Below are 23603 nucleotides of genomic sequence, written 5' to 3' on the forward strand. Positions count from 1 at the left end.
AAGTCATGTGCATAAGATTTGGGATGTTGGAACTCGGTGCAAAAGATTTTGCTAGGGTTGCTCCTGGAAAAACCTCTTTAGGTAGTTTCATCACTGCTCATACAGGTTTTGCCAGAAGTACGCATCGATATTTGCAATCAGAAGCTGTGAATTAGTTTATCCCAAACACGGTCGGCATAGTAGCGAGTCATTTTTTTCCAGGATACGTCGTTATCTGCGAAGTTTAGTTTGCGAGCCAGAGTACTAACGCTGTCGCCGGAAAATATGGCAATACGTCTGACCATATACGGGTTCGGTTCGCTGTCAAACCAGCCGGGGCGGGTGGTGCAGGCCATGCTATAACCGGTTTGTTCGGCTACGGTAACCGAATCGGCATTAAATCTGCCAAATGGGTAAGCCAAGCTGCTTACTTGGGTGGATAGTAGCTCTTCCAATACCGCTTTGGCTTTTGTAAGTTCTAATTGTTGTTGATCAAGGCTGAGTACGGAAAGGTCGGGATGCGAACAAGTGTGCGAAGCAATTTCCATTCCGGCTACGTGCATTTCAAGCAGGTGTTCCGAATTTAACATTTGAGTTTGTGTCGATGGTTTGCCCAGCCAATGAGCATGACCGCCTATACAGTCGGTGGCGATAAACCAAGTTGCCTTCATGCCATGTGACATAAGCGGCAAAAAGGCCCCGTGATAATTGTCTTCGTAGCCATCATCAAACGTGATCACAACGCTTTTTTCAGGCAGTGCGTCGACATCTTGCAGGTCTTTGAACAAAACCGTTGTCCAGCCTTCTTGCTGCAAATATCGCAAATGTTTGGCAAATAAGCCGGCGTGAATCGAGTAATGTGACTCTGGCTGAGCATCGGGTGTACCGTGATACATCAACACGATGGGTCGGCGATATTGGGTCATGGCTTTAACTTGAAGAAACGGGGTATTTTGTATTGCCAAAGAAGTGTATTGCAAAAAACCAAGAATTTCAGGGAAAAGTTTTGCGACGACATTTTTTGGTGTGTGTGATCGATAATTTTGTAGAAGTGCGTGACAGTGTAGCTGTGCTAAAAAGATATGAGTGGCAGGGAAGCATAAAATTTAATAACCAAGCTATTTACTCAGGATTTAAATAAGACTAAAATAGTCCTAAATGAAAAGAGAGTGTAATGTTAAGGCTAAGTAAGCTGACCGACTATGCAACGGTGATCTTGAGCTATATGGCCAAAGATAGGAGCCGCGTACACGGCGCTCTGGAAATTGCCGATGCCACCGGCATTGCTCAGCCCACTGTCAGTAAAATATTGAAAATATTGCTCAAGGCTGGCGTGTTGAATTCCATGCGGGGTGCCAAGGGCGGTTATGCATTGGCCAGAGAGCCTAGCCGGATTACGGTGGCTACCGTGATCGGTGCGCTGGAAGGGCCGATTGCGTTGACCGAGTGTACCGCTTCCCACAAAGGTTGTGATCAAGCCAGCGGTTGCCGGATTCAAGGCAATTGGCACTTAATCAACCAAAAAATTGCCAATGCACTCGAATCGGTGACTTTAGCCGATCTGATTTTGCCATTTAAGCAGCCGGAAGAAGTCTTCATTCCGGTTAACCAGTTGTTTCGCTAATTATTGAAAACGATTATGTCTACTAGCGCCCAAGAAATTGAACAGTTAATTAGCCAGGAATACAAACAAGGCTTTGTGACCGAACTGGAAGTCGATACTTTTCCGCCCGGCTTGGACGAAGACGTGATTCGCCGGCTGTCCAAAGTCAAAAACGAGCCGGAGTTCATGCTGGAATATCGCCTGAAAGCCTTTCGGCATTGGCAAACCATGCCGTCGCCGGACTGGGCGCAACTCAAAATCGATCCTATCGACTATCAAGCCATCAGCTATTACTCGGCCCCTAAGTCGAAAAAGGCCGGTCCGAAAAGCTTGGACGAAGTCGATCCGGAATTGTTGGATACCTACAAAAAATTAGGCATTCCGCTGGATGAGCAAGAGCGGCTGGCGGGTATTGCGGTCGATGCGGTGTTCGATAGCGTCTCTGTCGCCACCACTTTTAAAGGCAAGCTCAAAGATGCAGGCGTGATTTTCTGCCCGATCTCCGAAGCCTTGCACGAGCATCCCGAGCTGGTAAAACAGTATCTAGGCAGCGTAGTGCCGACCGGCGATAATTTTTTCGCCGCGCTGAATGCGGCAGTGTTTACCGACGGTTCCTTCGTTTACATCCCTAAAGGCGTACGTTGCCCGATGGAATTGTCCACTTATTTCAGGATCAACGCCGCCAACACCGGTCAGTTCGAACGGACCCTGATTATTGCCGACGCAGGCTCGCACGTTTCCTACTTGGAAGGTTGCACAGCGCCGATGCGCGACGAAAACCAACTGCATGCGGCAGTAGTAGAGCTGGTGGCTTTGGACAATGCGCAAATCAAATACTCCACCGTACAGAACTGGTATCCGGGCGACAAAGACGGCAAGGGCGGTATCTATAACTTTGTGACCAAACGCGCCGAATGCCGTGGGCATAACTCCAAAGTGTCCTGGACCCAAGTCGAAACCGGCTCGGCCATCACCTGGAAATACCCCAGTTGCGTGTTGTTGGGCGACGACTCGGTCGGCGAATTTTATTCAGTGGCTTTGACCAACAACCTGCAACAAGCCGACACCGGCACCAAGATGATCCACATCGGCAAGAACACCCGCAGCACTATCGTGTCGAAAGGCATTTCCGCCGGCCGGGCGCAGAACACCTATCGCGGTTTGGTCAAAGTCGCCAAATCCGCCGAAAACGCGCGCAATCACACCCAGTGCGATTCGCTGTTAGTCGGTGACAAATGCGGTGCGCATACTTTTCCTTACGTGGAAGTGAAGCAACCGACTGCCCAGATCGAACATGAGGCGACCACATCCAAAATTAGCGAAGACCAATTGTTCTTCTGCCAGCAGCGCGGTTTGTCTGCGGAAGATGCTGTGTCGATGATTGTGAATGGCTTTTGTAAGGAAGTGTTTAAGGAATTGCCGATGGAGTTTGCGGTTGAGGCGCAGGCGTTGTTGGGGATTAGTTTGGAAGGGGCCGTTGGTTAAAAGGTTTTTCGTTCCATCTCCCTCAGGGAGAGGGCTAGGGTGAGGGGCTTTTGCTTTTAAGGTGTCGCTGCCGCGACGGGTTGTTTTTAAGTCGGGTCTCGGCCCGACAGCCGAGATACTTTCTTTTGTTTGGCCAAAAGAAAGTATCCAAAGAAAAGGCCACCCGGAATTCCGCCAATTTCCTGCGCGTCTCGCTTTTGGCGAGGGTTTTCGGAAGGGCCATCCCTGGCCCTCCGAAAACGAGCGGCATCCCTGCCGCTCCCCTGCGGGCCGATCTCGCCAAAAGCTGCGATGCTCGGGGAGGAATAACGGGAAGAACCTCGTCGCGGGATTGATAGTGGTTAGATTATTTTGTTTGTGTTGGATTTAGGAGGCGCATCGTTCGCGACAGATGCGCTTCACTCCGCTCAGCAAATCCTAAGATTTTGATTTTTTAGGATGGATAGCTTCGGCGGCGGATGGTCTTGCCCCGTATGCCGCGCCGAGCACCGGAGCTTTTGAACGGATGAGCCCGTAGGGGCGCCGCAGGGATGCGGCGCGTTGCCGAAGGGGCAGGAAGCCCCTTTCGGCAACCCCGTTCAAAAGCGAGGAGCGCAGGGAGCAAGCGGCATCCGGGTGTATTTTCTTTTGGATACTTTTCTTTGGACAAGCAAAGAAAAGTATCTCGCCTGTCGGTGCGAGAACCGACATTAAATTGGCTTCGCGTTAGCGAAACTTAAATACGGTTTTTGATCTGTTGAGCTAATTAAAGCAAAGAGATGTTGATGTGATAGATTCCAAAATTGCTTTGTTAATTAACCAAGCAGAACAAAAGGATTTGGATAGCATAAGAATATTCAAAGAAAGAGCGGATAAATTATATTGTAATAGCATTGTAAGGCGTGAGTATATGCCAATTGCTGACTTACATATTAATCATCAAGGAGTATCGCATCGTTTTCAATTACCATCTGAGGAAGCTTTCGATTCATTATTAATGACGTTTAGACATTTCTGGCTTCAAGACGAACCTTGCAATTTTTTTAAAATTTTAAAAATTATCGATCGTTATGTGCCTGATGCTAGGAATCATACCAAATCACTTAAAAGCCTATGGAAGCAGGGGTTGTTTCATTCAACGCATATAATAATTGATGACGTCCAGTTGACTTCAGAGAAGCTAATTGATATTTGGTTAAATGCTGAGTTTTTTCATAATGATAAAACCAAGAGATTCGAATTGGAATCTATAATCAATAGAATCGATTTTGATTCTCCAGGCTTTACGAGGTTTTTGTTAATTGTTTCAATTATTGAATGTTGCAATGTGATTTTTGAATTAAATAAATTATTAGGAAAGGTGTAGCTAGCCAATTGGTTAAATGGAATGAACCTAGCTAATTGACTTAGAAATTGTGGCTTTCTGTTAAGTATTTGTAGGGCCTTTTCTTTTGGATACTTTTGTTTGGATAAGCAAAGAAAAGTATCTCGGCTGTCGGGCCGAGACCCGACTTTAAAACACCGTCGCGATAGCGACAGAAAAACAGAGGTTAAAGTGCTAGGTTTAAAAGCCTAGCCAGGCCAAATGGTGACGCTGGAGCGTCGACAACTGCGTTCCCACGCCGGAGCGTGGGAACGATAAGGTTCGGAATTATTTAAAAAACTTAGGTGACTAAACGTATGCTCAGCATCAAAAATCTCCACGTATCCATCAACGACAAGCCCATATTAAAAGGCCTAACCCTGGACATAAACCCAGGCGAAGTCCATGCCATCATGGGCCCGAACGGTGCCGGCAAAAGCACCTTGTCGCATGTGTTGTCCGGTAAAGCCGGCTACACCGTCACTGAAGGCAGCGTGACTTACCAAGGCAAAGACTTATTGGAACTAGCCCCGGAAATCCGCGCCCGCGAAGGTGTGTTTTTGGCTTTTCAATATCCGGTGGAAATTCCCGGCGTCAGTAATATTTATCTGCTAAAAGCCGCGCTGAACGCGATGCGCAGACATCATGGCCTGCCGGAAGTCGATGCGATGGATTTTCTGACCATAGTCAAAAGCAAGGTCAAGCTGTTGCAGATGGACGAAAAGTTTTTGTACCGCGCGGTGAACGAAGGTTTTTCCGGTGGCGAAAAGAAGCGTAATGAAATCTTGCAAGCGGCCATATTGGAACCCAAATTGTGCATTTTGGACGAGACCGATTCCGGCTTGGACATCGATGCCTTGCGTATAGTCTCCGAAGGCGTCAACTCCTTGCGCAATGCCGAGCGCTCGTTCCTGATGATTACCCATTACCAACGGCTGTTGGATTACATCAAACCCGATGTGGTGCATGTATTGGCGGACGGCAAAATCGTTAAATCCGGCGGGCCGGAGTTGGCGCTGGAGCTGGAAGAAAGAGGCTATAGCTGGCTGGAAGGGCAAGCGGCATGAGTGGCGAAGCGTATTTGACTGCATATCCGGCCCTGGCAGCCAGTTTGCCGGGCTTGGACGTGCCTTGGCTACAAGGCTTTAGAAACCAGGCCTTGCAGGCTTTTGGCGTCAGTGGCTTTCCGGGTAATCGTGAAGAAGAATGGCGCTATACCAATTTGTCCGCGCTGAATAAAACCTTGTTTGCGGCCAGTGACAGTCTGAATGTCGATGAAGAGTGGTTGCAGCCCTATCGCTTGGACGATGCGGCGAGTGTGGTATTGGTGAATGGCCAGTTTTCTGAGTCCTTGTCACGTCTGCAAGACCTGGCTGGCAACGTCTCTGTGTCCAGTTTGAAGCAGGTTTTGCAAGCCGATCCGGCTTGGCTGGAAGGTCGCTTGGGCCAAGCTGTTACTAGCGCAGAACATAATTTGGTGGCGTTCAATAATGCCTGGTTTGCTGACGGTGTGGTTATCGAAGTGGCCGCCAAGCAGCAATTGGCTAAGCCGCTGCAGATTCTGCATGTGGTGACCCAAGCCGATGCGCTGGCGGCAACCCGTAATTTGCTGGTGATCAACGAGCAAGCTGAAGCGGAAATCATCGAAACCTATGTTGGTAGCGTGGATAGCTATTTCACCGCCTCGGTTAACGAATGCTTGCTGGCTGGCAATGCCGCGTTGACACTGTATAAAGTGCAACTCGAAGCTGAAAAAGCCCAGCATTTTGGCGGTACTTACGTTAAGCAAGCGCGAGACAGCCGTTTTATGCATCATAATTTTGCGCTGGGCAGTGGTCTGGCGCGCAGCGATATTCATAGCGATCTGGATACCGCCGCGGAATGTTCCTTGAATGGTCTGTTCGTGGCTGGCAAACGCCAGCACATCGACAACCATACCCGTATCAATCACTTAAAACCACACGGCATCAGCCGCGAGTTTTATAAAGGGGTGCTGGATAATAAAGCGCGCGGGGTATTTCAGGGCCGGGTGATCGTCGCCGAAGATGCACAGCAGACCGATTCAGAAATGAACAACCGCAATTTGTTGTTATCCGCAGATGCCGAAGTAGACACTAAACCACAATTGGAGATTTACGCCGACGATGTGAAATGTTCGCACGGGGTGACCGTCGGGCAGTTGGAAGAAAAGTCGGTGTTTTATCTGCAAGCGCGCGGCGTTGATGAAGCCACGGCACGCAATATTCTGACCTTTGCGTTTGCCAATGAGATGGTGGATAAGGTCGATAACGTCGAATTGAAAGCCTTGCTGTTGAACGAGTTGTTGGAGCGGTTTCCGGCGATCAGTTTATAAGATCGATCCGACAGAGACTTGAAGCGCCGGTAAGGCTACTAGATTGATACTATCGGCTTTTGTCAGTACTGATTTATCCAGGTAATCGCCGTCTTGCGGTTGCCGGTAAACTTCCAGGCAGTCGTCGATGAGGTTGACTATCCAGTATTCGCTAATACCGTGGGTAGCATACAAGCGCAGTTTTTGGGAGCGGTCGAAGCGCAGGGTGCTGTCGGAGACTTCTACTAACAGCAGCACGTCCGAGGCTGCGGGATGGCGACTCGTGTAGTCGTCGGCATCCGGCTTTACCAAAACCAAATCAGGTTCGGGTTCGGATAGGTCGCCAAGTTGGATGGGGTTTTGGGATCGAATCGAAACAGTGTCATCCAACAAACGGAAGAAGTAACGAGTTAACCGGGTAACATGTCCTGCATGATTAAATCCTATCGGGGCCATATGCAAGATTTCTCCTTCAATGAGTTCCATACGAGCTTCGGGTGGGAAAATTCCGGCCTCGCCCATGCGATGCCACTCGGCGATGTCGGTGAGGTGTTTCTGCGGAAAGACGGCAACCATAGTTTTATCCAATTAACGAATCGACTTGTTCGATTCTAATGTTTAGTACAGACCAAATCAATTAAACCAAATAGTTAGCGATGAGCATATTTCCAATCGAACAAATCCGCGCCGATTTCCCCATTCTCGGTGAAACCATCCGTAACAAGCCCTTGGTTTATTTGGATAACGCCGCCAGCTGCCAGAAGCCGCAAGCCGTAATCGACAGCATCGTGCACACCTACAGCCACGAATACGCCAATATTCATCGCGGCGTGCATACCTTAAGCGTGCGGGCTACTGACAAGTTTGAAGGCGCTCGGGAAAAGGTCAGAGCGTTTATCAATGCTGCCAGAGCCAAGGAAATTATCTTCGTGCGCGGCGCCACCGAAGCAATCAATTTGGTGGCGCAAAGTTACGGCAAATCGCAACTCAAAGTCGGCGATGAAATTGTCATTAGCGCGATGGAACATCACGCCAACATCGTACCTTGGCAAATGCTTTGCCAGCAAATGGGGGCGGTTTTGAAGGTGGCGGCGATGAATCAGCAAGGGGAGTTGCTGTTCGATGAGTTTGCGCAATTGTTGAACGCCAAAACCAAGCTGGTCGCTATCACCCAAATGTCTAATGCTCTGGGTACGATAAATCCGGTGGAAAAAATTATCGCCGCTGCCCACGCTAGAGGCATTCCGGTGCTGCTGGACGGCGCGCAAGCGATTCCGCATATGGCGGTGGATGTACAAGCCTTGGATTGCGACTTTTATGTGTTTTCCGGCCACAAGCTTTATGGACCGTCCGGTACGGGTGTGCTTTATGGTAAGCAAGCTTTGCTGGAAGCCATGCCGCCGTATCAGGGCGGCGGCGATATGATCCGGCAGGTGACGTTCGAAAAAACCGAGTACGCCGGTCTGCCGCATAAATTCGAAGCCGGCACGCCGGCCATTGCTGAAATTATCGGTTTGGGTGCGGCAATCGATTACGTCACCGCGATTGGTATGGATAAAATCGCCGCTTACGAAGCCGAGTTGCTGGATTACGCCACGCAGCAAGCCGAGCAGATCAAGGGCATGAACATCATCGGCCAGGCGGCGCACAAGGGCGGCATCTTGTCGTTCACGCTGGATCGGATTCATCCACACGACATCGGCACCATGCTGGACAGTTTGGGTATTGCCATCCGCGCCGGTCACCATTGCGCGATGCCGGTGATGGACTTTTACGGCGTACCCGCCACGGCGCGCGCCTCATTTGCCATGTACAATACTCGCCAAGAAATCGATGTGTTGATGCAAGGCATCAAGTCCCTAATAGAGGTGTTTGGCTAATGTTTGAAGATTTACGCGATCTATACCAAGAGGTCATATTCGACCATAATCGTAATCCGCGCAATTTCCGGGTAATGGCGGATGCCAATCGCCAGGTGGAAGGCTTTAATCCGCTCTGCGGTGACAGGCTGACGTTGTTTCTGAAAATTGACGATCACTTGATCAGCGATGCCAGTTTTCAAGGCTCCGGCTGCGCGATTTCCACGGCTTCAGTGTCCTTGATGACTGAAATCGTCAAGGGTAAAACCGAGGACGAAGCGGAAACCTTGTTCAAGCAATTTCACGAAATGACCACCGGCAAAACCGAGGACATTAATCTGGAAGCCATCGGCAAGCTGGCGGTGTTGGCCGGCGTGCGCGAATACCCGGCCCGGGTCAAATGCGCGACACTGGCTTGGCATACTTTAGATGCTGCTTTGAAAAACGAAGCCCAGTCTATTTCCACCGAGTAATTCAGCGCGGGTGAGAAGTTTGTCAGAACAAGGTGCGGTGGTCTATGCCGAGGACTCGGCGTTGCCCGCCAGTCAGGCGCTCGCCGAGCGTTTGGGCTGGCCCTTCCTGGCTTTGCCTGATCTGTCGACCGACTCACCAGCATTATTCTTTTTAAGTTTTCGGGACGGATGCCTGAAATTATTGGATAAGCAAACCTTGAAGAAGGGCGGGCTGGCAGTCGATGTCGATCCACGTCCCGGCGAACAGCATTCCTACCCTGCCCCCAAAAAAGACTTGTTAGCGCAGGCCATCGGCAAGAAAACCAAAACCGTCATCGATGCCACCACGGGCTGGGCCCAAGATAGCTTGGCCTTGTTTCGTATGGGGTATGAGGTGAGCTGCATTGAGCGCTCGCCGGTGATGGCCGAGCTGATTGCCGATGGTTTTCAGCGTCTGGCACAGAAGGATTGGGTGCTAAACCGGCAGTTGCAAACCCCAAAGTTAAGGGTTGGAAATGCTATCGAATTATTAGCAGGTTTATCGGACAAGCCGGATTGTATTTACCTGGACCCGATGTTTCCAGCCAAGCGCAAGCAAACCGCGGCAACGCGTAAATCCATGGCCATACTGCGCGATATTTTGGGTGATGACCTGGATAGGGCCGATTTGTTCGCGGCGGCCTGGCAGGCGACCGGCAAGCGGGTGGTGGTTAAAAGTCCCGACTACGCTGAGCCGCTGGGAGGCAAGCCTAGTGAAAGTTACCAGGGCAAATTGCTCCGATACGACGTATATCTAAAATAAATGGGCAGACGCAGCCCAAGCGAAACGAGGCAAGCATGAGTGATTGGATTGATGTGGTAGCCGAAGCGGCGCTGGCAAACGGTGAGCATGTCGTGGTCGATGTCGATGGCATCGATGTGGCGATTTTTAAAATCGACGATCAATGTTACGCGATCGAAGATGTCTGCACCCACGATGGTGCTGAAATCGCCAGTGGCGAGTTGGACGGCGATGAAATCATCTGTCCACGCCACGGCGCCCGGTTTTGCGTGAAAACCGGCGCGGTAAAATGCGCGCCGGCCTATGAAGATGTGACCACCTTTGCGGTGCGGATAGTGGACGGCAGGATACAAGTCGAGAATCCGGACTAAAACGGCGCTAGGCAAAAGATAAACGGCGAAAAAAACCAGTCGGCGTTAGAATTCCCGCTCTTTCCCGATTCAACGGTAACCACTCCCGCATCATCATGGAACACTTCATCTGGAATATAGACCCCATTCTCGTCGACTTCGGTCTCCTGAAAATTCGCTGGTACGGCTTGATGTTCGCATCCGGCTTTGTCGGCAGCTTTTTAACCATGCAATGGATTTATCAGCGCGAAGGTAAGAACATCGAAGAGCTGGATACGCTGCTTTGGTATATGGTGATTGCTACCATCCTCGGCGCGCGTCTGGGTCATACCATGCTTTACGATCCTGCTTATTATTTGTCGCACCCCTTGAAAATCCTGGCGATATGGGAGGGTGGTCTAGCCAGTCATGGCGCGACCCTGGGGATTATCCTGGCTTTATATTTGTACCGGCGTAAATACGGTGACAGCTATTTCTGGTTGTTGGATCGCGTCAGTATTCCGACCGCGTTGGCCGGCGCGCTGATCCGCATCGGCAACTTTTTTAACTCCGAGATTTTAGGAACGCCTACTGAATTGTCTTGGGGTGTGGTGTTTGCCCGTGTCGACCCGCTGCCGCGCCATCCGGTGCAACTTTACGAAGCGGCATGCTACTTGGTGATTTACCTGGTCTCGCTGGCGATCTATAAAAAGCAAGCTGATAAGCCAGGCTTGGTGTTTGGCTGTTTCATCAGCATGCTGTTTAGCGTGCGGTTTGTCCTGGAATACTTTAAAACCGAGCAAGCCATGTACGATACCGGCGTCATGTTTACTACCGGTCAATTGCTCAGCATACCGTTCGTGCTGGCCGGTATTGGCTGTATCGTTTGGGCCTTGAAAAACCATCAGCCCAAGCCGGCGGCTTAATCGTTTATAATCACCAGCTTTTTAATCGCCGGGGCTACTCGGCGTCTAGTGCCCCGTTTTGGGGGTATTCGCTTGGGTTTTGAGAGTTCATGCAAGAAATTAATCCGATTAAATACAAGATAGCCGATCTGCGCGCACGTAGCGTCGGATTGAAAACCTATCTGGATTTCGACAACAAAAGCGAGCGCTTGGTGGAAGTGCTGCGCGAGCTGGAAGATCCGGCAATCTGGAATAAGCCGGAACAAGCGCAAGCCATGGGTAAGGAACGGGCGATGCTGGAAGGCATCGTCAACACTATCCTGGAACTGGAGCAAGGCCTATCTGACGCCGAAGAATTGCTGTTGATGGCGGTGGAAGAAGATGACGAAGAAACCGTCGATACCGTCGCCGCCGATCTGGAACAATACGAAAAACAAGTGGCCGGCTTGGAGTTTCAACGCATGTTCGCCGGGGAAATGGATGCTAATAATGCATTTTTGGATGTGCAGTCCGGTTCCGGCGGCACTGAAGCCCAGGATTGGGCATCGATGATCGAACGCATGTATTTGCGTTGGGGTGAAGCCAAAGGTTTCAAAACCGAATTAATCGAAGAATCGCCGGGCGACGTGGCCGGCATCAAGAGCGCCACCATCAAATTTGAAGGGCCGTATGCGTTTGGCTGGTTACGTACCGAAACCGGTGTGCATCGCTTGGTGAGAAAGTCGCCGTTCGATTCCGGTAACCGCCGGCATACCTCGTTTGCCTCGGTGTTTGTGTCGCCGGAAATTGATGACGATATTGAAGTCGACATCAACCCGGCCGATTTGCGTATCGACGTGTATCGGGCCAGTGGTGCTGGTGGTCAGCACGTTAACAGAACCGAATCCGCGGTGCGGATTACCCATGGCCCCAGCGGTATTGTGACCCAATGCCAAAGCGATAGGTCGCAGCATAAAAACAAAGACACCGCGATGAAACAGCTCAAAGCCAAGCTTTACGAGATGGAAATGTTGAAACGTAGCGAAGGCTTGCAGGCGATTGAAGATTCCAAATCCGACATCGGCTGGGGCAGCCAGATTCGTTCCTACGTACTGGATCAATCCCGCATCAAGGACCTACGTACCAACGTTGAAACCGGCAATACTCAAGCGGTATTGGATGGGGCGCTGGATCAGTTTATTGAGGCTAGTTTGAAGAGCGGGTTGTAACTTTTTCTATTTGCTAGACGGCCGAGCTATCTCGAAGCTGCACTATTGTTAGCTGCGGCAGCTTGAATAAAACCATATATTTGCATACACATGTCAGAACTCGAACACGACGAACAAGAACAGATCAAACAACGCCGCGAAAAACTTAACGCTCTGCGTGAAGAAGGCATCGCATTCCCTACCGATTTTCGACGTAATGTGGTGGCCGGCGAATTGCTGGCTGAATACGGTGAAAAAACCGAAGAAGAACTGTTGGCCGAGCCGATTCGGGTGAAGATCGCCGGGCGGATGATGACACGGCGCATCATGGGTAAAGCGAGTTTCTGCCATTTGCAGGACATGTCCGGGCAGATTCAGGTCTATGTGGCGCGAGATAATCTGGCCGAAGGCGTTTACAACGACCAGTTCAAAAAGTGGGATATTGGCGACATCGTCGGTGCCGAGGGCACGTTGTTCAAAACCAAGGTGGGCGAACTGAGCGTCAGGCTTGACGATATTCGTTTGCTGACCAAAGCCTTGCGACCCTTGCCGGAAAAATTCCACGGCATCGCCGATCAGGAGATCAAATATCGCCAGCGCTATCTGGATTTGATCATGAGCGACGAGACGCGCAAGACCTTCCTGATGCGTTCCAAAATCGTCAATTACATCCGCGAATTTTTGATCGCCCGCGACTTTTTGGAAGTGGAAACGCCGATGATGCAAGTCATCCCCGGCGGCGCCACCGCTCGGCCGTTCACCACTTTCCACAATGCGCTGGATATGGAACTGTATCTGCGTATCGCGCCGGAACTGTATTTGAAACGGCTGGTGGTGGGTGGCTTCGAGCGGGTTTTCGAGATCAACCGCAATTTCCGTAATGAAGGCTTGTCGACTCGGCACAACCCTGAATTCACGATGATGGAGTTCTATCAAGCCTATGCCGAATACGGCGATCTGATGGACCTGACCGAAGCCATGCTGAAAGGCATTGCCGAAGATGTGGTCGGTTCTGCTGTTATCGAATATCAGGGCGAGCAATTCGATTTCGGCAAACCATTTGACCGCATGACGGTGCTGGAATCGATTCTGCACTTCAATCCTGATTTGACCCTGGCCGATCTGTCGACGCGCGACGCGGCCGTTAAAGTCGCTGAGAGCCTGAAAATTCCGGTTAAAGACAGCTACGGTTTAGGTAAGGTACAAATCGAGATCTTCGAGAAGACCGTCGAACACCGCTTGATGAATCCTACTTTCATCACTGCTTATCCGGTGGAAGTTTCGCCCTTGGCGCGTCGCAATGACAACGATCCGCATGTGACTGACCGCTTCGAGTTTTTCGTCGGCGGCCGGGAGATTGCCAACGGCTTTACCGAGTTGAACGACGCCGAGGATCAAGCCGAACGTTTCCAGAAACAAGTGGAAGAAAAAGAAGCTGGCGACAACGAAGCCATGCATTTCGATGCCGATTACATCACGGCGTTGGAACACGGTATGCCGCCGACAGCCGGCGAGGGCATCGGTATCGACCGCTTGGTGATGCTGTTTACCAATTCACCCAGCATTCGCGACGTGTTGTTGTTTCCGCATATGCGCCCCAAAAATTGATGGCGTAATCAGACGTCACTATCGGTGATAGTGCTATTGGACCTAAGAGAAAATTATGAGCGTTGAAGCTACACAATTTAAAAATGCCCTTAAATTATGGGCCAGCGGCGTGACGGTGGTGACCACCCAGGGGCGAGACAATCAGCCCAGAGGCATGACTGCAACCGCATTTAGCAGCGTGTCCCTGGATCCACCGCAAATTCTGGTGTGTTTGAATCAAGCGACGGATACCGGTGCGGCTTTGCTGGAAAGCCGCCGCTTTGCAGTCAATATTCTGAATAGTGCGCAAGAAGATGTTTCTAATCAATTTGCCGGCAGTACCACTCAAGAACAGCGCTTTGCCAGCATTGCCTGGCAAGAGGGTGAAAACGGTGCGCCGATTTTGTCTGAAGCCTTGGCGGTACTGGAGTGTCGAGTGGTGCAACAAGTACAGGCAGGTAGTCACTGGGTGATTATTGGTGAAGTCGATAGCGTGGCTTGTCGGGAAGGTGGTCCATTGCTGTATTACCATTCTGCGTATCGCACGGTTGCTACACAAAGCTAAAGATTTACTGTCGTTTGCTATGTCTATATGCTCCGACAATTGTTGTGTTTGCTACAAATGCCGCATGAATTGTAGGTGAATAGCTGCTATTTTTGGCAACACCTTTTTTGTAATGCCTTGAACTACAAATGAAATAACGGCTTCTAAAAAATGGCCCTTATTTTGCTTATATAACTTTGAGTTTTATCCAACCTTCTGAGTTATCACGGAGTTATCAATGTCAATTAAGGTCATCAAAGAGTTTTCTGAAAAAGCCAAAGGCGATGAGGGGCTGAAAGAAAAACTGAAAGCCTGCGTCAAAATCAAGGAAATGCTGTTATTGGCTAAGGAAAGCGGGTTTGAAATTGAAGAAGACGAACTGTATCCACCCAACGAACCTCAATTCGTTGAAGAGCAGCTTTCAGAAAAACTGGCTAAAGCGCTACTAAGAGTTTAACGACTGAGTGCCATCCTGCCTCCCGGCGGGATGGCCAGCCAGTTATCGGTACAGTGTAAAACGGTAACCGGTAAATTCTAAAAAACGACTCGACAACGGTAAACTACGCGTTTGCTGTTATCGAGGAGTTTTCAAATATGTTCAATGCGATCGACAAGCCCCAATTGATGGGGATACTCAATGTCACCCCCGATAGTTTTTCCGATGGCGGTAAATTTACCGGCGTAGCAGCAGCGATCGCTCAAGCCGAAAAAATGATTGCTGAGGGTGCCGATATTATCGATGTCGGCGGCGAGTCGACCCGGCCTGGCTCCGATCCTGTTTCCGCAGACAAGCAAATTCGCAGGGTGGTGCCGGTGATAACCGCAATCCGAGCGCTTGATCCCCAAATTCAAATCAGTATAGATACCACTTTAAGCCAAGTTGCTTCAGCCGCTGTGGCGGCGGGGGCGAGTATTATCAACGATGTCTCGGCCGGCCAGGGCGATCCTGAGATGTTGCCTTTTGCAGCGACAGCCCAAGTTCCCATTATCCTGATGCATATGCAGGGCACTCCCAAAACCATGCAGGACCAGCCGGGTTACGACAATGTGCTTGTCGATGTGATCGCCGCTTTGCAACAACGTATTGCGGAAGCGTTGGTGGTCGGCGTGTTGGCGGAAAATATCGCAATAGATCCCGGCATTGGTTTTGGCAAAGGTAAGCAAGATAACATCGATCTATTGGCGCATTTATCCCGCTTTGTTGACTTAGGCTATCCGGTCTTATTGGGAACCAGCCGCAAGCGTTTTATGGGTAGTATCTGCAATGTCAGCGAACCCGCCGAGCTGGTTACCGCGACAGCCGTGACCACGGCGTTAGGGGTAATGGCGGGTGTGCAACTGTTTCGAGTACACGATGTAAAGGCCAACCGTCAGGCGGTAGACGTGGCTTGGGCCATCAAACAAGCGCAGTGACAGGTTTACATCCCCGTCTGCAGCTGTTGCAGTCGGAATTGGTTGAATCACCACTGACTAGGATTAAGGATCCGGAGTTAAGCAAGCGGCAGTTGGAATTGTGGATCAAGCGCGACGACTTGCTACATCCGATTATCTCCGGCAATAAATGGCGTAAGCTCAAATATATCCTCAATCATGCCTTATACGCTGGCGCCGATTGCATCGTCAGCATGGGCGGGGCCTATTCCAATCATCTGCATGCCCTGGCTTTTAGCAGTAAAGTATTGGGGCTGAAAACCATAGGCTACATTCGCGGCGAGAGGCCGCCGCAGCTCAACGCGACGTTGCAAGATCTGCTTGACTGGGGCATGGAATTGCGCTTTGTATCACGTAGCGACTACCGGCATTTGCGGGATTACAAAAACCACGATAGCTTACCCGAACTTCAGTCCGGCCAATATTGGTTGCCGGAAGGCGGAGCCACAGACTTGGCTTTGCAAGGCGTTGCCGAACTGGTCGATGAAATCGAAATCGGTTTCGACACGCTGGCCGTGGCCTGCGGCACTGGCACCACTCTGGCTGGTTTGCTGGCCTCGCCGCTAACTCAACAGGCTATCGGCGTGGCCGCGCTGAAGGGTGGAGACTTTCTAATCGACGATGTCGAGCAATTGCTGAATAAACAGGGAATCACCAGTCATGCAGACCGGCGAATTCTGTTGGATTACCATTTCGGTGGTTTCGCCAAAACGACGCCGGCTTTGCTGGCGTTTATGCAGGATTTTCAGCATCGGCACGGCATCGAACTAGAGCCGATCTACACCGGAAAGCTGTTGTTTGCGATCTACGATTTAATTCGGCAGGGCTATTTTCCCGCCGGACAGAGGATAGTGGCAATCCATACCGGCGGTTTACAAGGTAAGCGGAATTAATATTCCCAGCCGTTTTAGCGTTGAAAAATCAGATAGATATTGAGTCATTACCGAAAATGGTGATAATAGCCGCTGCCTAAAATAATAAAAAAGGTGGCATCATGGTTGCGCAGATCATTTCATTCCCCGAACAAAAAAGCAGCAATAAACTGGCGGTGTCTTTCCGCTTTTTACTCAGTTTGTACGCCATTGTGCCGCTGTGTCTATTGGTGCTATGGCTGGATAGTTTTGGTTTGGATCATGCCATTCGGGATATGCTGCCCAGCAGCCCCAGTCATTTTTTGCTATTTCAGATTCTGTTCGGTACTCCGCATATCATCGCCAGCAATCTATTGTTGCTTAGTCACGATGAGTATCTAAATGCTTTTAAACGTAAATTAATGGCGATGACTTTATTCATCATGGTTTTTTTCGGTATCGGTAGTCTGTTTATTCCTTATCGCGGGCTTTACATCATCACCGCTTGCTGGACGGTGTATCACGTCTTGAAGCAACAACATGGTATCGCCAAAGCCGTGTGTCGCTTGCCGAATTGGGCGTTTTATTTGCAATTGTGGGTCAGCGTCAGTGCCGGGATTTTTATCTATATGGGGATATTTCTAAAAAATAGCCTGGAGCCGGGGCAAGCAGCGCTGGTATTAGAGATCGCCAGCGTGCTGACTGCGGGTTTGATGATTAGTACCTTGGTATGTCTACGCTATGTGCCCAGTCGGTTTGGGCTGTATTTTTTGTGGGCTAACACCCTGCTGGTTGTCAGCAGTTGGTATGTTTACAGCCAACAGTATTATTTTCTGGCCATCCTGATGCCGCGTCTGGTGCATGACATCACCGCTTACAGTTTTTACGTGACTCACGATGTGAATCGCCACGGCGAACAGGCGCAGAATAACTTGTTCAAAGCCGCAGCGGCAGTTCGATTGCCGATTTGGCTGGTGTTGCCCCTGCTATCTTTTGTTTTGACTTATCTATTGCAGGCTTACGGCGATGATCTGGTCAATTTGCTGTTGCAAACCTTGTTTTCCACTCAGATCTATAAAGCGGTGACGCTTGGTCTTCTAGGTTATTTGGCCCTGATGCATTACTACACCGAGGCCTTCGTCTGGGCCTCCGGTTCGCCGCTAAGGCGCTATATTCGCTTTAGCGGCATCTAATGGCCTAATGCTGCAGCGTGTATCCCACTTTAATGGTTACCTGCCAATGTGCGACCTTGCCGTTATCAATATGGCCGCGGGTTTCCACCACTTCAAACCAGCGCATATTCTGAGTAGTCTCACCGGCTTTGGCGATGGCGTTTTCGATGGCTTGTTGAATGCCAAGGCTGGATGAGCCGGTTAGTTCGATTTTTTGATAGACATGTTCGGGCATGAGTTTTACTCCGCTTGATGGTTGAATAAGACTTGGTAGGCGCGCGCTGCCGCTTCCGGTTCATGGTCAAAAATACCGCCTATCACGGCTAATAAGTCTGCGCCCGCTGCCAGTAAAGTTCCACCGTTTTCCGGCAGAATACCGCCGATGGCGACTATGGGAATGGTTATCGATTGTTTGGCTAGTTGCAGGCTGACAATCTCGGCTGGCGCCGCCAGCGGTTTCGAACCGGATGGAAAAAAGCGGCCGAATGCTACGTAATCCGCGCCGGCCGCGGCCATGGCCTGCGCTTTTTCCACATCGTTATAACACGATACGCCAATGATGGCGTCCGCACCTAACAGGCGCCGCGCTTCGGCGATTTCGCCATCGTCGCGACCTAAATGCACACCGTCCGCTCCGACCGCCAATGCCAACTCGACGCTATCGTTAATCAACAGGGGGGCATCGTAGACATGGCAGATTTCCACTAAATGGCTAGCCAGATACTGAGCATCCAACGGATTTTTATCGCGGTATTGAATCATCGTTGCGCCGCCGCGCAGGGCCGCTTCCACGTCTTTTACCACTTGGGTAACCGTTCTGTTTTCGGGTTGGGTGATGGCGTAAAGGCCTCGGCGCGGAAGTTTCATTCCGCTACCCAAAATAGCCGGTCCGGGTTGTATTGGCCTTGTCCGGGGCGGTAGGCGGCGGCCAGCGACTGCCAAGTAAATTCCTGGGCCTCGCTGACGGCGGTAAACACATCAAGACCTTGAGCGAGTAGGGCGGCGCTGGCGCTGGCCAGCGTGCAGCCCGAACCGTGATAACTGTGCGGCAGACGCTGCCAATTGAAGGTTTCATCCAGATCGTCGGGCATGTATAAACGGTTATGCACCAACTCCGAGCTTTCGTGGGTGCCGGTTATTAACACGTATTCGGCGCCTTTGCTTTGCAAGAAACGGCCGCAGTCGCCCAAATCCTCATGCCCGGACAGGCGGCGGGCTTCCTCGCTGTTGGGTGTCAATAAGGTGGTCAACGGCAGGAGTTGCTCGACGATGACATCAATTAATTGCTGACCAGCCAGTTCTGTGCCGCCGCCGGCTGCTAGAACCGGGTCCAGTACTACCGGTATAGCTGGGTATTGCCGCAGAATTTGCGCAATCGCTTCGGCTACGCCGGCATCGCCGATCAGGCCGATTTTGAACGCGGCGACTTTAAAGTCTGCCAACAGCGTTTGCGCTTGGCTGAAAATGTCTGCGGGCTGTTGCGGAATCAGCTTCTTGACGTTGCGGCTATCCTGCTCCGTTAACGCGGTGATGACGCTAGCCGCGTGGCATTGGTGGCCGATGATAGCCTCAATGTCGGCTTGCACACCGGCTCCACCGCTGGGATCGTGGCCGGAAAAGCACAGCACCACCGGGCGGTTGCGGCTCATGCCTCTTCTCCAGTCAGTAATTTCAGAAATTCCTGCTCAGTAATAACGCTGACGCCTTTTTCGCGAGCGGCATTGGTTTTATTGGCGCCGACATTGTCGCCAGCGACCAGATAGTCGGTTTTCGCCGATACCGAGCTACCGACTTTAGCGCCTTTGCCTTTGGCTAGTTTGCTCAAGTCGTCGCGGCTACCGCTGTGCAGCGTGCCGGTGAATACCAAGGTTTTGCCGGCCAGCGGATGGGCGCTGTCGGTCACCTGGTTCTGAGTTGGCGTGAGAGTAAAACCCAGTGACATCAGGCTATCGAACAAGGGTTTGATCTTGGCAAAGCCTTCCGTGATCACCGCTGCGGTTTTTTCCGCAAAACCTTCGATAGCGACGATGTCCGCTTCGCTGAGATTGAAAATATCCGGTAACGCGTAATGCGCCAATAGCCGTTCGCAGTTGCCCAAGCCCATCCGAAACACGCCGAACGCGGACAGAAAACGCCAGTCTTCGATGGCTTCGTTGCGGCTGCGCACTAATTGATCGACCAGGTTTTGCGATTGCTTGGGTCCGAAGCCCATGCTTTCGAATTGTTCGGCGGACAGTGCATAAATTTCATCGACACGGCGAATACCGTATTCGTAAAGCTTTTTAATCGTCGCAGCCCCGAAACCGTCGTTGTTTTTCAGCACCCGGAAGAAATGTTCCATGCTGTTGCTGATTTGCGCCGGGCATTCCAGGTTATTCGGGCAGATCAGATAGTCGTTGTCCCAGACCAACTCGTGATCGCAGCTGGGGCAGGCATCAGGGACCTGTGGTTCGGCAGGACGCAAAACCTCCTCGATTTTGGGGATCACTTCGCCGGAGCGCGCCAAGCGAATCAGTGCGCCAGGGCCTATGCCTTTGTCTAAGACCATTTTGTAATGGTGGGCGGTGGCTCTGGATAGTAGGGCGCCGCTGAGTCGCACCGGTTCCAACTCGGCAACCGGGGTGATGCGGCCGGAGCGCGAAGTTTGCGGGGTGACGCCAATGACGGTGACTTCGGCGGTTTCCAGGTTTTCTTTGTATGCCAGTTGCCAGCGGTGATGATGGCGGGTGGCGCCCATCGCTTGTTTGAGTGGCTCGTCGACGATTTCCAGAATCACCCCATCGACGTCGTAATCCAGCTTATGCCAGATGTCTTTGACGATGGTTTCGAAATTGTCGATCAGCTCCTGCCATAAGCCCGTCCAGCAAGGCAGTATCGCAAACGGATAAAACACCGCCGCGTGATCGGCGATGGCGCGTTCAGCGTGCTCGTCCAACTCCTTTTCCTTGATCACGCTGGCTTGGAAGTTACGAGCATTGTCAAAAAAATCGGCTAGATTGGTGTCGAAATAACTGCGGCTGACCACGATTTCGCCGGCACCCAGCCCGCGTTGGCCTTGATCGGCGACTTGCAAGCCGCGCTCGAACACACGGGTAATGTCGGTGCCTTTGCGGCCGTCACCGCGGGTATACAGCATCTGGCCGTCGTCATAGGCGGCGTAACCATCCAGCTTGGGCGTGACTTTAAAAATCAGTTCGGCAAAGTTTTTGTCCAGATCGCCAGCGGCTTTTTCGATGCGGCCGGCCCAGCGTTCCACTTCTTCGCGGCTATAGGCTTTATCGGTGGACAGCATGATGGTTGGCAGATCGACTGTTTTGCCGGCGAAGATTGGTTCCGGCTCGACGCTATGTAGCAGCGGATGATCGGGCTGACGTTTTTTCAATTCCGCCAAATACACAAAATCGTAATCGGCATCGCTGATAATCGGCTCGCCGCCACGATACAAGGCATTGGTAATTTCCAGGAATGCGACCAGTTCGCTGTCCCTTACGGTATTCAGCAAATCCGGGTGTTTGCACAATTCGCAAAAGCGTTTCTCACCAATATCGTTGGGATCTAGGGTAGTTTGCAAAAGAATAGCTTTTTGACTGTCGGTGAGCATACGAGGATAGATAAGTCGGCTAGGGCGGCGATTATAGGATAATACCGCAAAAAAAAAGGCGGGAGAGAAAACTCGCCCGCCGAAGCATCTATCTTTCAAGAGGATCATGTCAACGGTAGGAATGCGCGTGACATGGGTCTAATATAAAGTTTTCCGCCGAATAAGGGTTGATCTAGGTCAATGTTTATCGAGTTATTGAGTGGCGTTTTCTTCGAGAGTATTTGATGTCGCGTGGCAGGATTTGCATAAACCATGAATTTCGATGGTTTTACGTTGCGAAATAAAGCCGGCTTCGCCCAATTCGCCGGCAAGCGCGCCTAACACCAGCGGCGCAGAACGTTCTTCCACAGTATTGCAGGCGGTACAGATCAATAACAATTGGTCGTGCTGAGTGTCGGAGCAATGGCAACCGACGAAAGCGTTTAAACTTTCCACGCGATGAATCAGGCCCTGTTCAAGTAGAAAGTCCAAAGCCCGGTAGACTGTCGACGGTTTTGCTGCATCGTTTACCGGTCTGATTTGATCCAGTAAGTCGTATGCTTTTACCGCCTTATGGCTGTTCCAGATTAGTTCCAGAATCTTATGGCGTATGGGGGTCAGTTGGACTCCGCGCGTTAAGCAAAGTTGTTCGGCTACACTTATCGCCTTGCGGATGCATATGCTGTGGTCATGCTCTGGTGTCGGGAAGGTTGCGTTGTCGGTCATTTTACAAAGGGTGATTAGGTTCATTCATTTTGCGAACGCGGTAAGTTATAGTGCCAGCATAAACAACCCATTTCAAATCGGATTACTAAATAGAGTTTGCGTGCTTTCATGGTGTTTACTTGAACGCCATAGTATGGTTGTTTGGCGGTTTTCGGCGGATTTTTGCGAAGCGGCTATCAGTAATTTTTGAGGCTATAGATGAGAAGGATTACATTCCTGGTTTATACAGTGCTATGGATATTGTTGATTAGCCTGAGTCTTTACCAGCAATTAACGGACACCAAGCAGTACGCGGAAAAAATTGCCACGCGGCAGGCGGAGATGTTTTTTGACCATATTGTGTTGATCAACAAATGGAATGCTTCGCATGGCGGTGTTTACGTTCCCATTACCGAAACGACTCAGCCTAACCCTTATTTAAGTATTCCTGATCGGGATATTGAAACCACGGATGGTAAACAGCTTACGTTGATCAACCCTGCCCATATGACTCGGCAATTAGCTGAAATGAGCGGTGAATCGAATATTGCCTTTCACCTAACCGACTTCCATCCGGTTCGAGTGGAAAGTCGGCCGGATCAATGGGAGGCCGAAGCCTTGCTGGCTTTTCAACGTGGTCAAAAAAGCGTCAGTGGTATCGGCACTATCAATGGTCAATCTTTTTATCGCTACATGGCGCCGCTACATGTTGTGCAAAGTTGCATCGTTTGTCATCAGCAGCAAGGTTACAAAGAGGGCGATATTCGCGGCGGTATTAGCGTTAGCATTCCGAGTGCCAGTATAGATGCCTTTGTGAATGAGCGTCTGGAGCATTTGACAATCACCCATGCCATCGTGGCTTGTATCGGTCTGATCGTATTGTTATTGTCTTATTTGGCGCAAGCCAGACTCAGTCAGCGGCTGGATAAAGCCAAAAGCCGTATGCAATTGGCTTATCTGGATTCCCTGACCTTACTCCCCAATCGTCGTTACTACGATGCCTTTGTAAAAAGGGAATGGAAGCGCGCCTTGCGTCATCAGTACCCAATCTCGATGATCATGATCGACATCGATTTTTTTAAGTTATACAACGATAACCTTGGACATATCGAGGGCGATCACTGTTTGCGGCAAGTGGCTAAAACCATGAAGCGTTTTTTTAGGCGGCCGGGGGATTTGATCGCCCGCTATGGCGGAGAAGAGTTTTGCGTAGTCGCGGCTTGCGACGCGGAGCAAATCATGGTGCTGGCGGAGATTCTCAGAAAAGCGGTGGAAAATATGCGCTTACCGCATCCAGCTTCTAAAGTTTCTCCATTCGTCACTATTAGCCTTGGCGCGGCTTCTATCGTGCCAAGTGACGATGAGTCTTTCGAAAGTTTGCTGCATTCCGCAGATCAGGCGCTTTACGACGCCAAGGCCACCGGCAGAAATCGGGTTGGAAAGTACCGGAATTGAACCGATGGGCCGGCGTTAACCGGC

At 50.8% G+C, this 23603-nt stretch carries 25 protein-coding genes; 18 read left to right on the forward strand and 7 right to left on the reverse strand.

From position 1 onward, the window contains the following. Window positions 1–137: 137 nt before the first annotated feature. Window positions 138–905 carry a polysaccharide deacetylase family protein gene (locus EBA_RS07035; RefSeq protein WP_192373990.1) on the reverse strand — a complete coding sequence of 256 codons (768 nt, stop codon included), beginning with the start codon at window positions 903–905 and terminating at the stop codon, window positions 138–140. Between the two features lie 248 nt (window positions 906–1153). Between EBA_RS07035 and EBA_RS07040 the strand changes: the two genes are divergently transcribed. From EBA_RS07040 to sufD, 5 genes are all read left to right on the forward strand, one after another. Then, window positions 1154–1603: an SUF system Fe-S cluster assembly regulator gene (locus tag EBA_RS07040; RefSeq protein WP_192373991.1), complete on the forward strand. Its 450-nt coding sequence runs from the start codon at window positions 1154–1156 to the stop codon at window positions 1601–1603. Between the two features lie 15 nt (window positions 1604–1618). Beyond that, entirely contained in the window at window positions 1619–3067 is a 1449-nt protein-coding gene (sufB, locus tag EBA_RS07045) for a Fe-S cluster assembly protein SufB (protein WP_192373992.1), read from the forward strand. Between the two features lie 766 nt (window positions 3068–3833). Next, on the forward strand, window positions 3834–4412 hold the full coding sequence (locus EBA_RS07050; RefSeq protein ID WP_192373993.1) for a hypothetical protein: 579 nt from the start codon (window positions 3834–3836) through the stop codon (window positions 4410–4412). Window positions 4413–4726: 314 nt separating this feature from the next. Next, complete coding sequence (gene sufC / locus EBA_RS07055; protein WP_192373994.1) at window positions 4727–5476, forward strand: Fe-S cluster assembly ATPase SufC; 750 nt, start codon at window positions 4727–4729, stop codon at window positions 5474–5476. Further along, window positions 5473–6762: a Fe-S cluster assembly protein SufD gene (gene sufD / locus EBA_RS07060; protein ID WP_192373995.1), complete on the forward strand. Its 1290-nt coding sequence runs from the start codon at window positions 5473–5475 to the stop codon at window positions 6760–6762. Before sufC ends, sufD begins: the two co-directional genes overlap by 4 nt. Here the strand turns inward: sufD and EBA_RS07065 are convergent. Next, window positions 6757–7317: a Uma2 family endonuclease gene (locus EBA_RS07065; protein WP_192373996.1), complete on the reverse strand. Its 561-nt coding sequence runs from the start codon at window positions 7315–7317 to the stop codon at window positions 6757–6759. The genes sufD and EBA_RS07065 overlap by 6 nt on opposite strands. 80 nt (window positions 7318–7397) lie before the next feature. On the opposite strand from EBA_RS07065, the gene EBA_RS07070 reads away from it, so the two are divergent. From EBA_RS07070 to EBA_RS07125, 12 genes are all read left to right on the forward strand, one after another. Continuing rightward, window positions 7398–8621 (forward strand): cysteine desulfurase, encoded by a 1224-nt coding sequence (locus tag EBA_RS07070; protein ID WP_192373997.1) that lies wholly within the window; start codon window positions 7398–7400, stop codon window positions 8619–8621. Then, complete coding sequence (gene sufU / locus EBA_RS07075) at window positions 8621–9073, forward strand: Fe-S cluster assembly sulfur transfer protein SufU (protein WP_192373998.1); 453 nt, start codon at window positions 8621–8623, stop codon at window positions 9071–9073. The genes EBA_RS07070 and sufU overlap by 1 nt, the downstream gene beginning before the upstream one ends. A 19-nt stretch (window positions 9074–9092) precedes the next feature. Next, a complete protein-coding gene (locus EBA_RS07080; RefSeq protein ID WP_225615989.1) occupies window positions 9093–9854 on the forward strand; it encodes a class I SAM-dependent methyltransferase in 762 nt (253 codons plus the stop codon). Between the two features lie 35 nt (window positions 9855–9889). Further along, a complete protein-coding gene (locus EBA_RS07085; protein ID WP_192373999.1) occupies window positions 9890–10204 on the forward strand; it encodes a non-heme iron oxygenase ferredoxin subunit in 315 nt (104 codons plus the stop codon). 95 nt (window positions 10205–10299) lie between these two features. Next, window positions 10300–11088 (forward strand): prolipoprotein diacylglyceryl transferase, encoded by a 789-nt coding sequence (gene lgt, locus EBA_RS07090; protein ID WP_192374000.1) that lies wholly within the window; start codon window positions 10300–10302, stop codon window positions 11086–11088. Window positions 11089–11177: 89 nt separating this feature from the next. Then, window positions 11178–12275, forward strand: a complete 1098-nt coding sequence (gene prfB, locus EBA_RS07095) for a peptide chain release factor 2 (protein WP_192374001.1) — start codon at window positions 11178–11180, stop codon at window positions 12273–12275. Window positions 12276–12365: 90 nt separating this feature from the next. Further along, window positions 12366–13862 carry a lysine--tRNA ligase gene (gene lysS / locus EBA_RS07100; protein WP_192374002.1) on the forward strand — a complete coding sequence of 499 codons (1497 nt, stop codon included), beginning with the start codon at window positions 12366–12368 and terminating at the stop codon, window positions 13860–13862. Between the two features lie 55 nt (window positions 13863–13917). Then, window positions 13918–14406: a flavin reductase family protein gene (locus EBA_RS07105; RefSeq protein ID WP_192374003.1), complete on the forward strand. Its 489-nt coding sequence runs from the start codon at window positions 13918–13920 to the stop codon at window positions 14404–14406. A gap of 217 nt (window positions 14407–14623) precedes the next feature. Continuing rightward, window positions 14624–14842, forward strand: a complete 219-nt coding sequence (locus EBA_RS07110; protein ID WP_020482391.1) for a Nif11-like leader peptide family natural product precursor — start codon at window positions 14624–14626, stop codon at window positions 14840–14842. Between the two features lie 137 nt (window positions 14843–14979). After that, window positions 14980–15798, forward strand: coding sequence for a dihydropteroate synthase (gene folP, locus EBA_RS07115; RefSeq protein WP_192374004.1), 819 nt, complete (start codon window positions 14980–14982; stop codon window positions 15796–15798). Continuing rightward, on the forward strand, window positions 15795–16709 hold the full coding sequence (locus EBA_RS07120) for a 1-aminocyclopropane-1-carboxylate deaminase/D-cysteine desulfhydrase (protein WP_324615339.1): 915 nt from the start codon (window positions 15795–15797) through the stop codon (window positions 16707–16709). The genes folP and EBA_RS07120 overlap by 4 nt, the downstream gene beginning before the upstream one ends. Window positions 16710–16810: 101 nt before the next feature. Next, entirely contained in the window at window positions 16811–17860 is a 1050-nt protein-coding gene (locus EBA_RS07125) for a hypothetical protein (protein WP_192374006.1), read from the forward strand. A gap of 4 nt (window positions 17861–17864) precedes the next feature. Here EBA_RS07125 and EBA_RS07130 read toward each other — a convergent pair whose 3' ends face one another. The 5 genes from EBA_RS07130 to EBA_RS07150 form a co-directional block, all read right to left on the reverse strand. Next, window positions 17865–18074, reverse strand: a complete 210-nt coding sequence (locus EBA_RS07130; protein WP_192374007.1) for a dodecin — start codon at window positions 18072–18074, stop codon at window positions 17865–17867. A 5-nt stretch (window positions 18075–18079) separates the two neighbouring features. After that, window positions 18080–18706, reverse strand: a complete 627-nt coding sequence (gene thiE / locus EBA_RS07135; RefSeq protein WP_192374008.1) for a thiamine phosphate synthase — start codon at window positions 18704–18706, stop codon at window positions 18080–18082. Continuing rightward, a complete protein-coding gene (gene thiD, locus EBA_RS07140; protein ID WP_192374009.1) occupies window positions 18703–19488 on the reverse strand; it encodes a bifunctional hydroxymethylpyrimidine kinase/phosphomethylpyrimidine kinase in 786 nt (261 codons plus the stop codon). The genes thiE and thiD overlap by 4 nt, the downstream gene beginning before the upstream one ends. Then, window positions 19485–21440, reverse strand: a complete 1956-nt coding sequence (locus EBA_RS07145) for a BRCT domain-containing protein (RefSeq protein WP_192374010.1) — start codon at window positions 21438–21440, stop codon at window positions 19485–19487. Before EBA_RS07145 ends, thiD begins: the two co-directional genes overlap by 4 nt. 192 nt (window positions 21441–21632) lie before the next feature. Then, window positions 21633–22145, reverse strand: coding sequence for a transcriptional repressor (locus EBA_RS07150; protein WP_225615991.1), 513 nt, complete (start codon window positions 22143–22145; stop codon window positions 21633–21635). A gap of 198 nt (window positions 22146–22343) precedes the next feature. Here EBA_RS07150 and EBA_RS07155 point away from each other — a divergent pair, with 198 nt between their 5' ends. After that, entirely contained in the window at window positions 22344–23579 is a 1236-nt protein-coding gene (locus EBA_RS07155) for a diguanylate cyclase domain-containing protein (protein WP_225615993.1), read from the forward strand. Window positions 23580–23603 lie beyond the last annotated feature (24 nt).

It is taken from the genome of Methylomonas albis (genome assembly GCF_014850955.1).
Taxonomy (GTDB): domain Bacteria; phylum Pseudomonadota; class Gammaproteobacteria; order Methylococcales; family Methylomonadaceae; genus Methylomonas; species Methylomonas albis.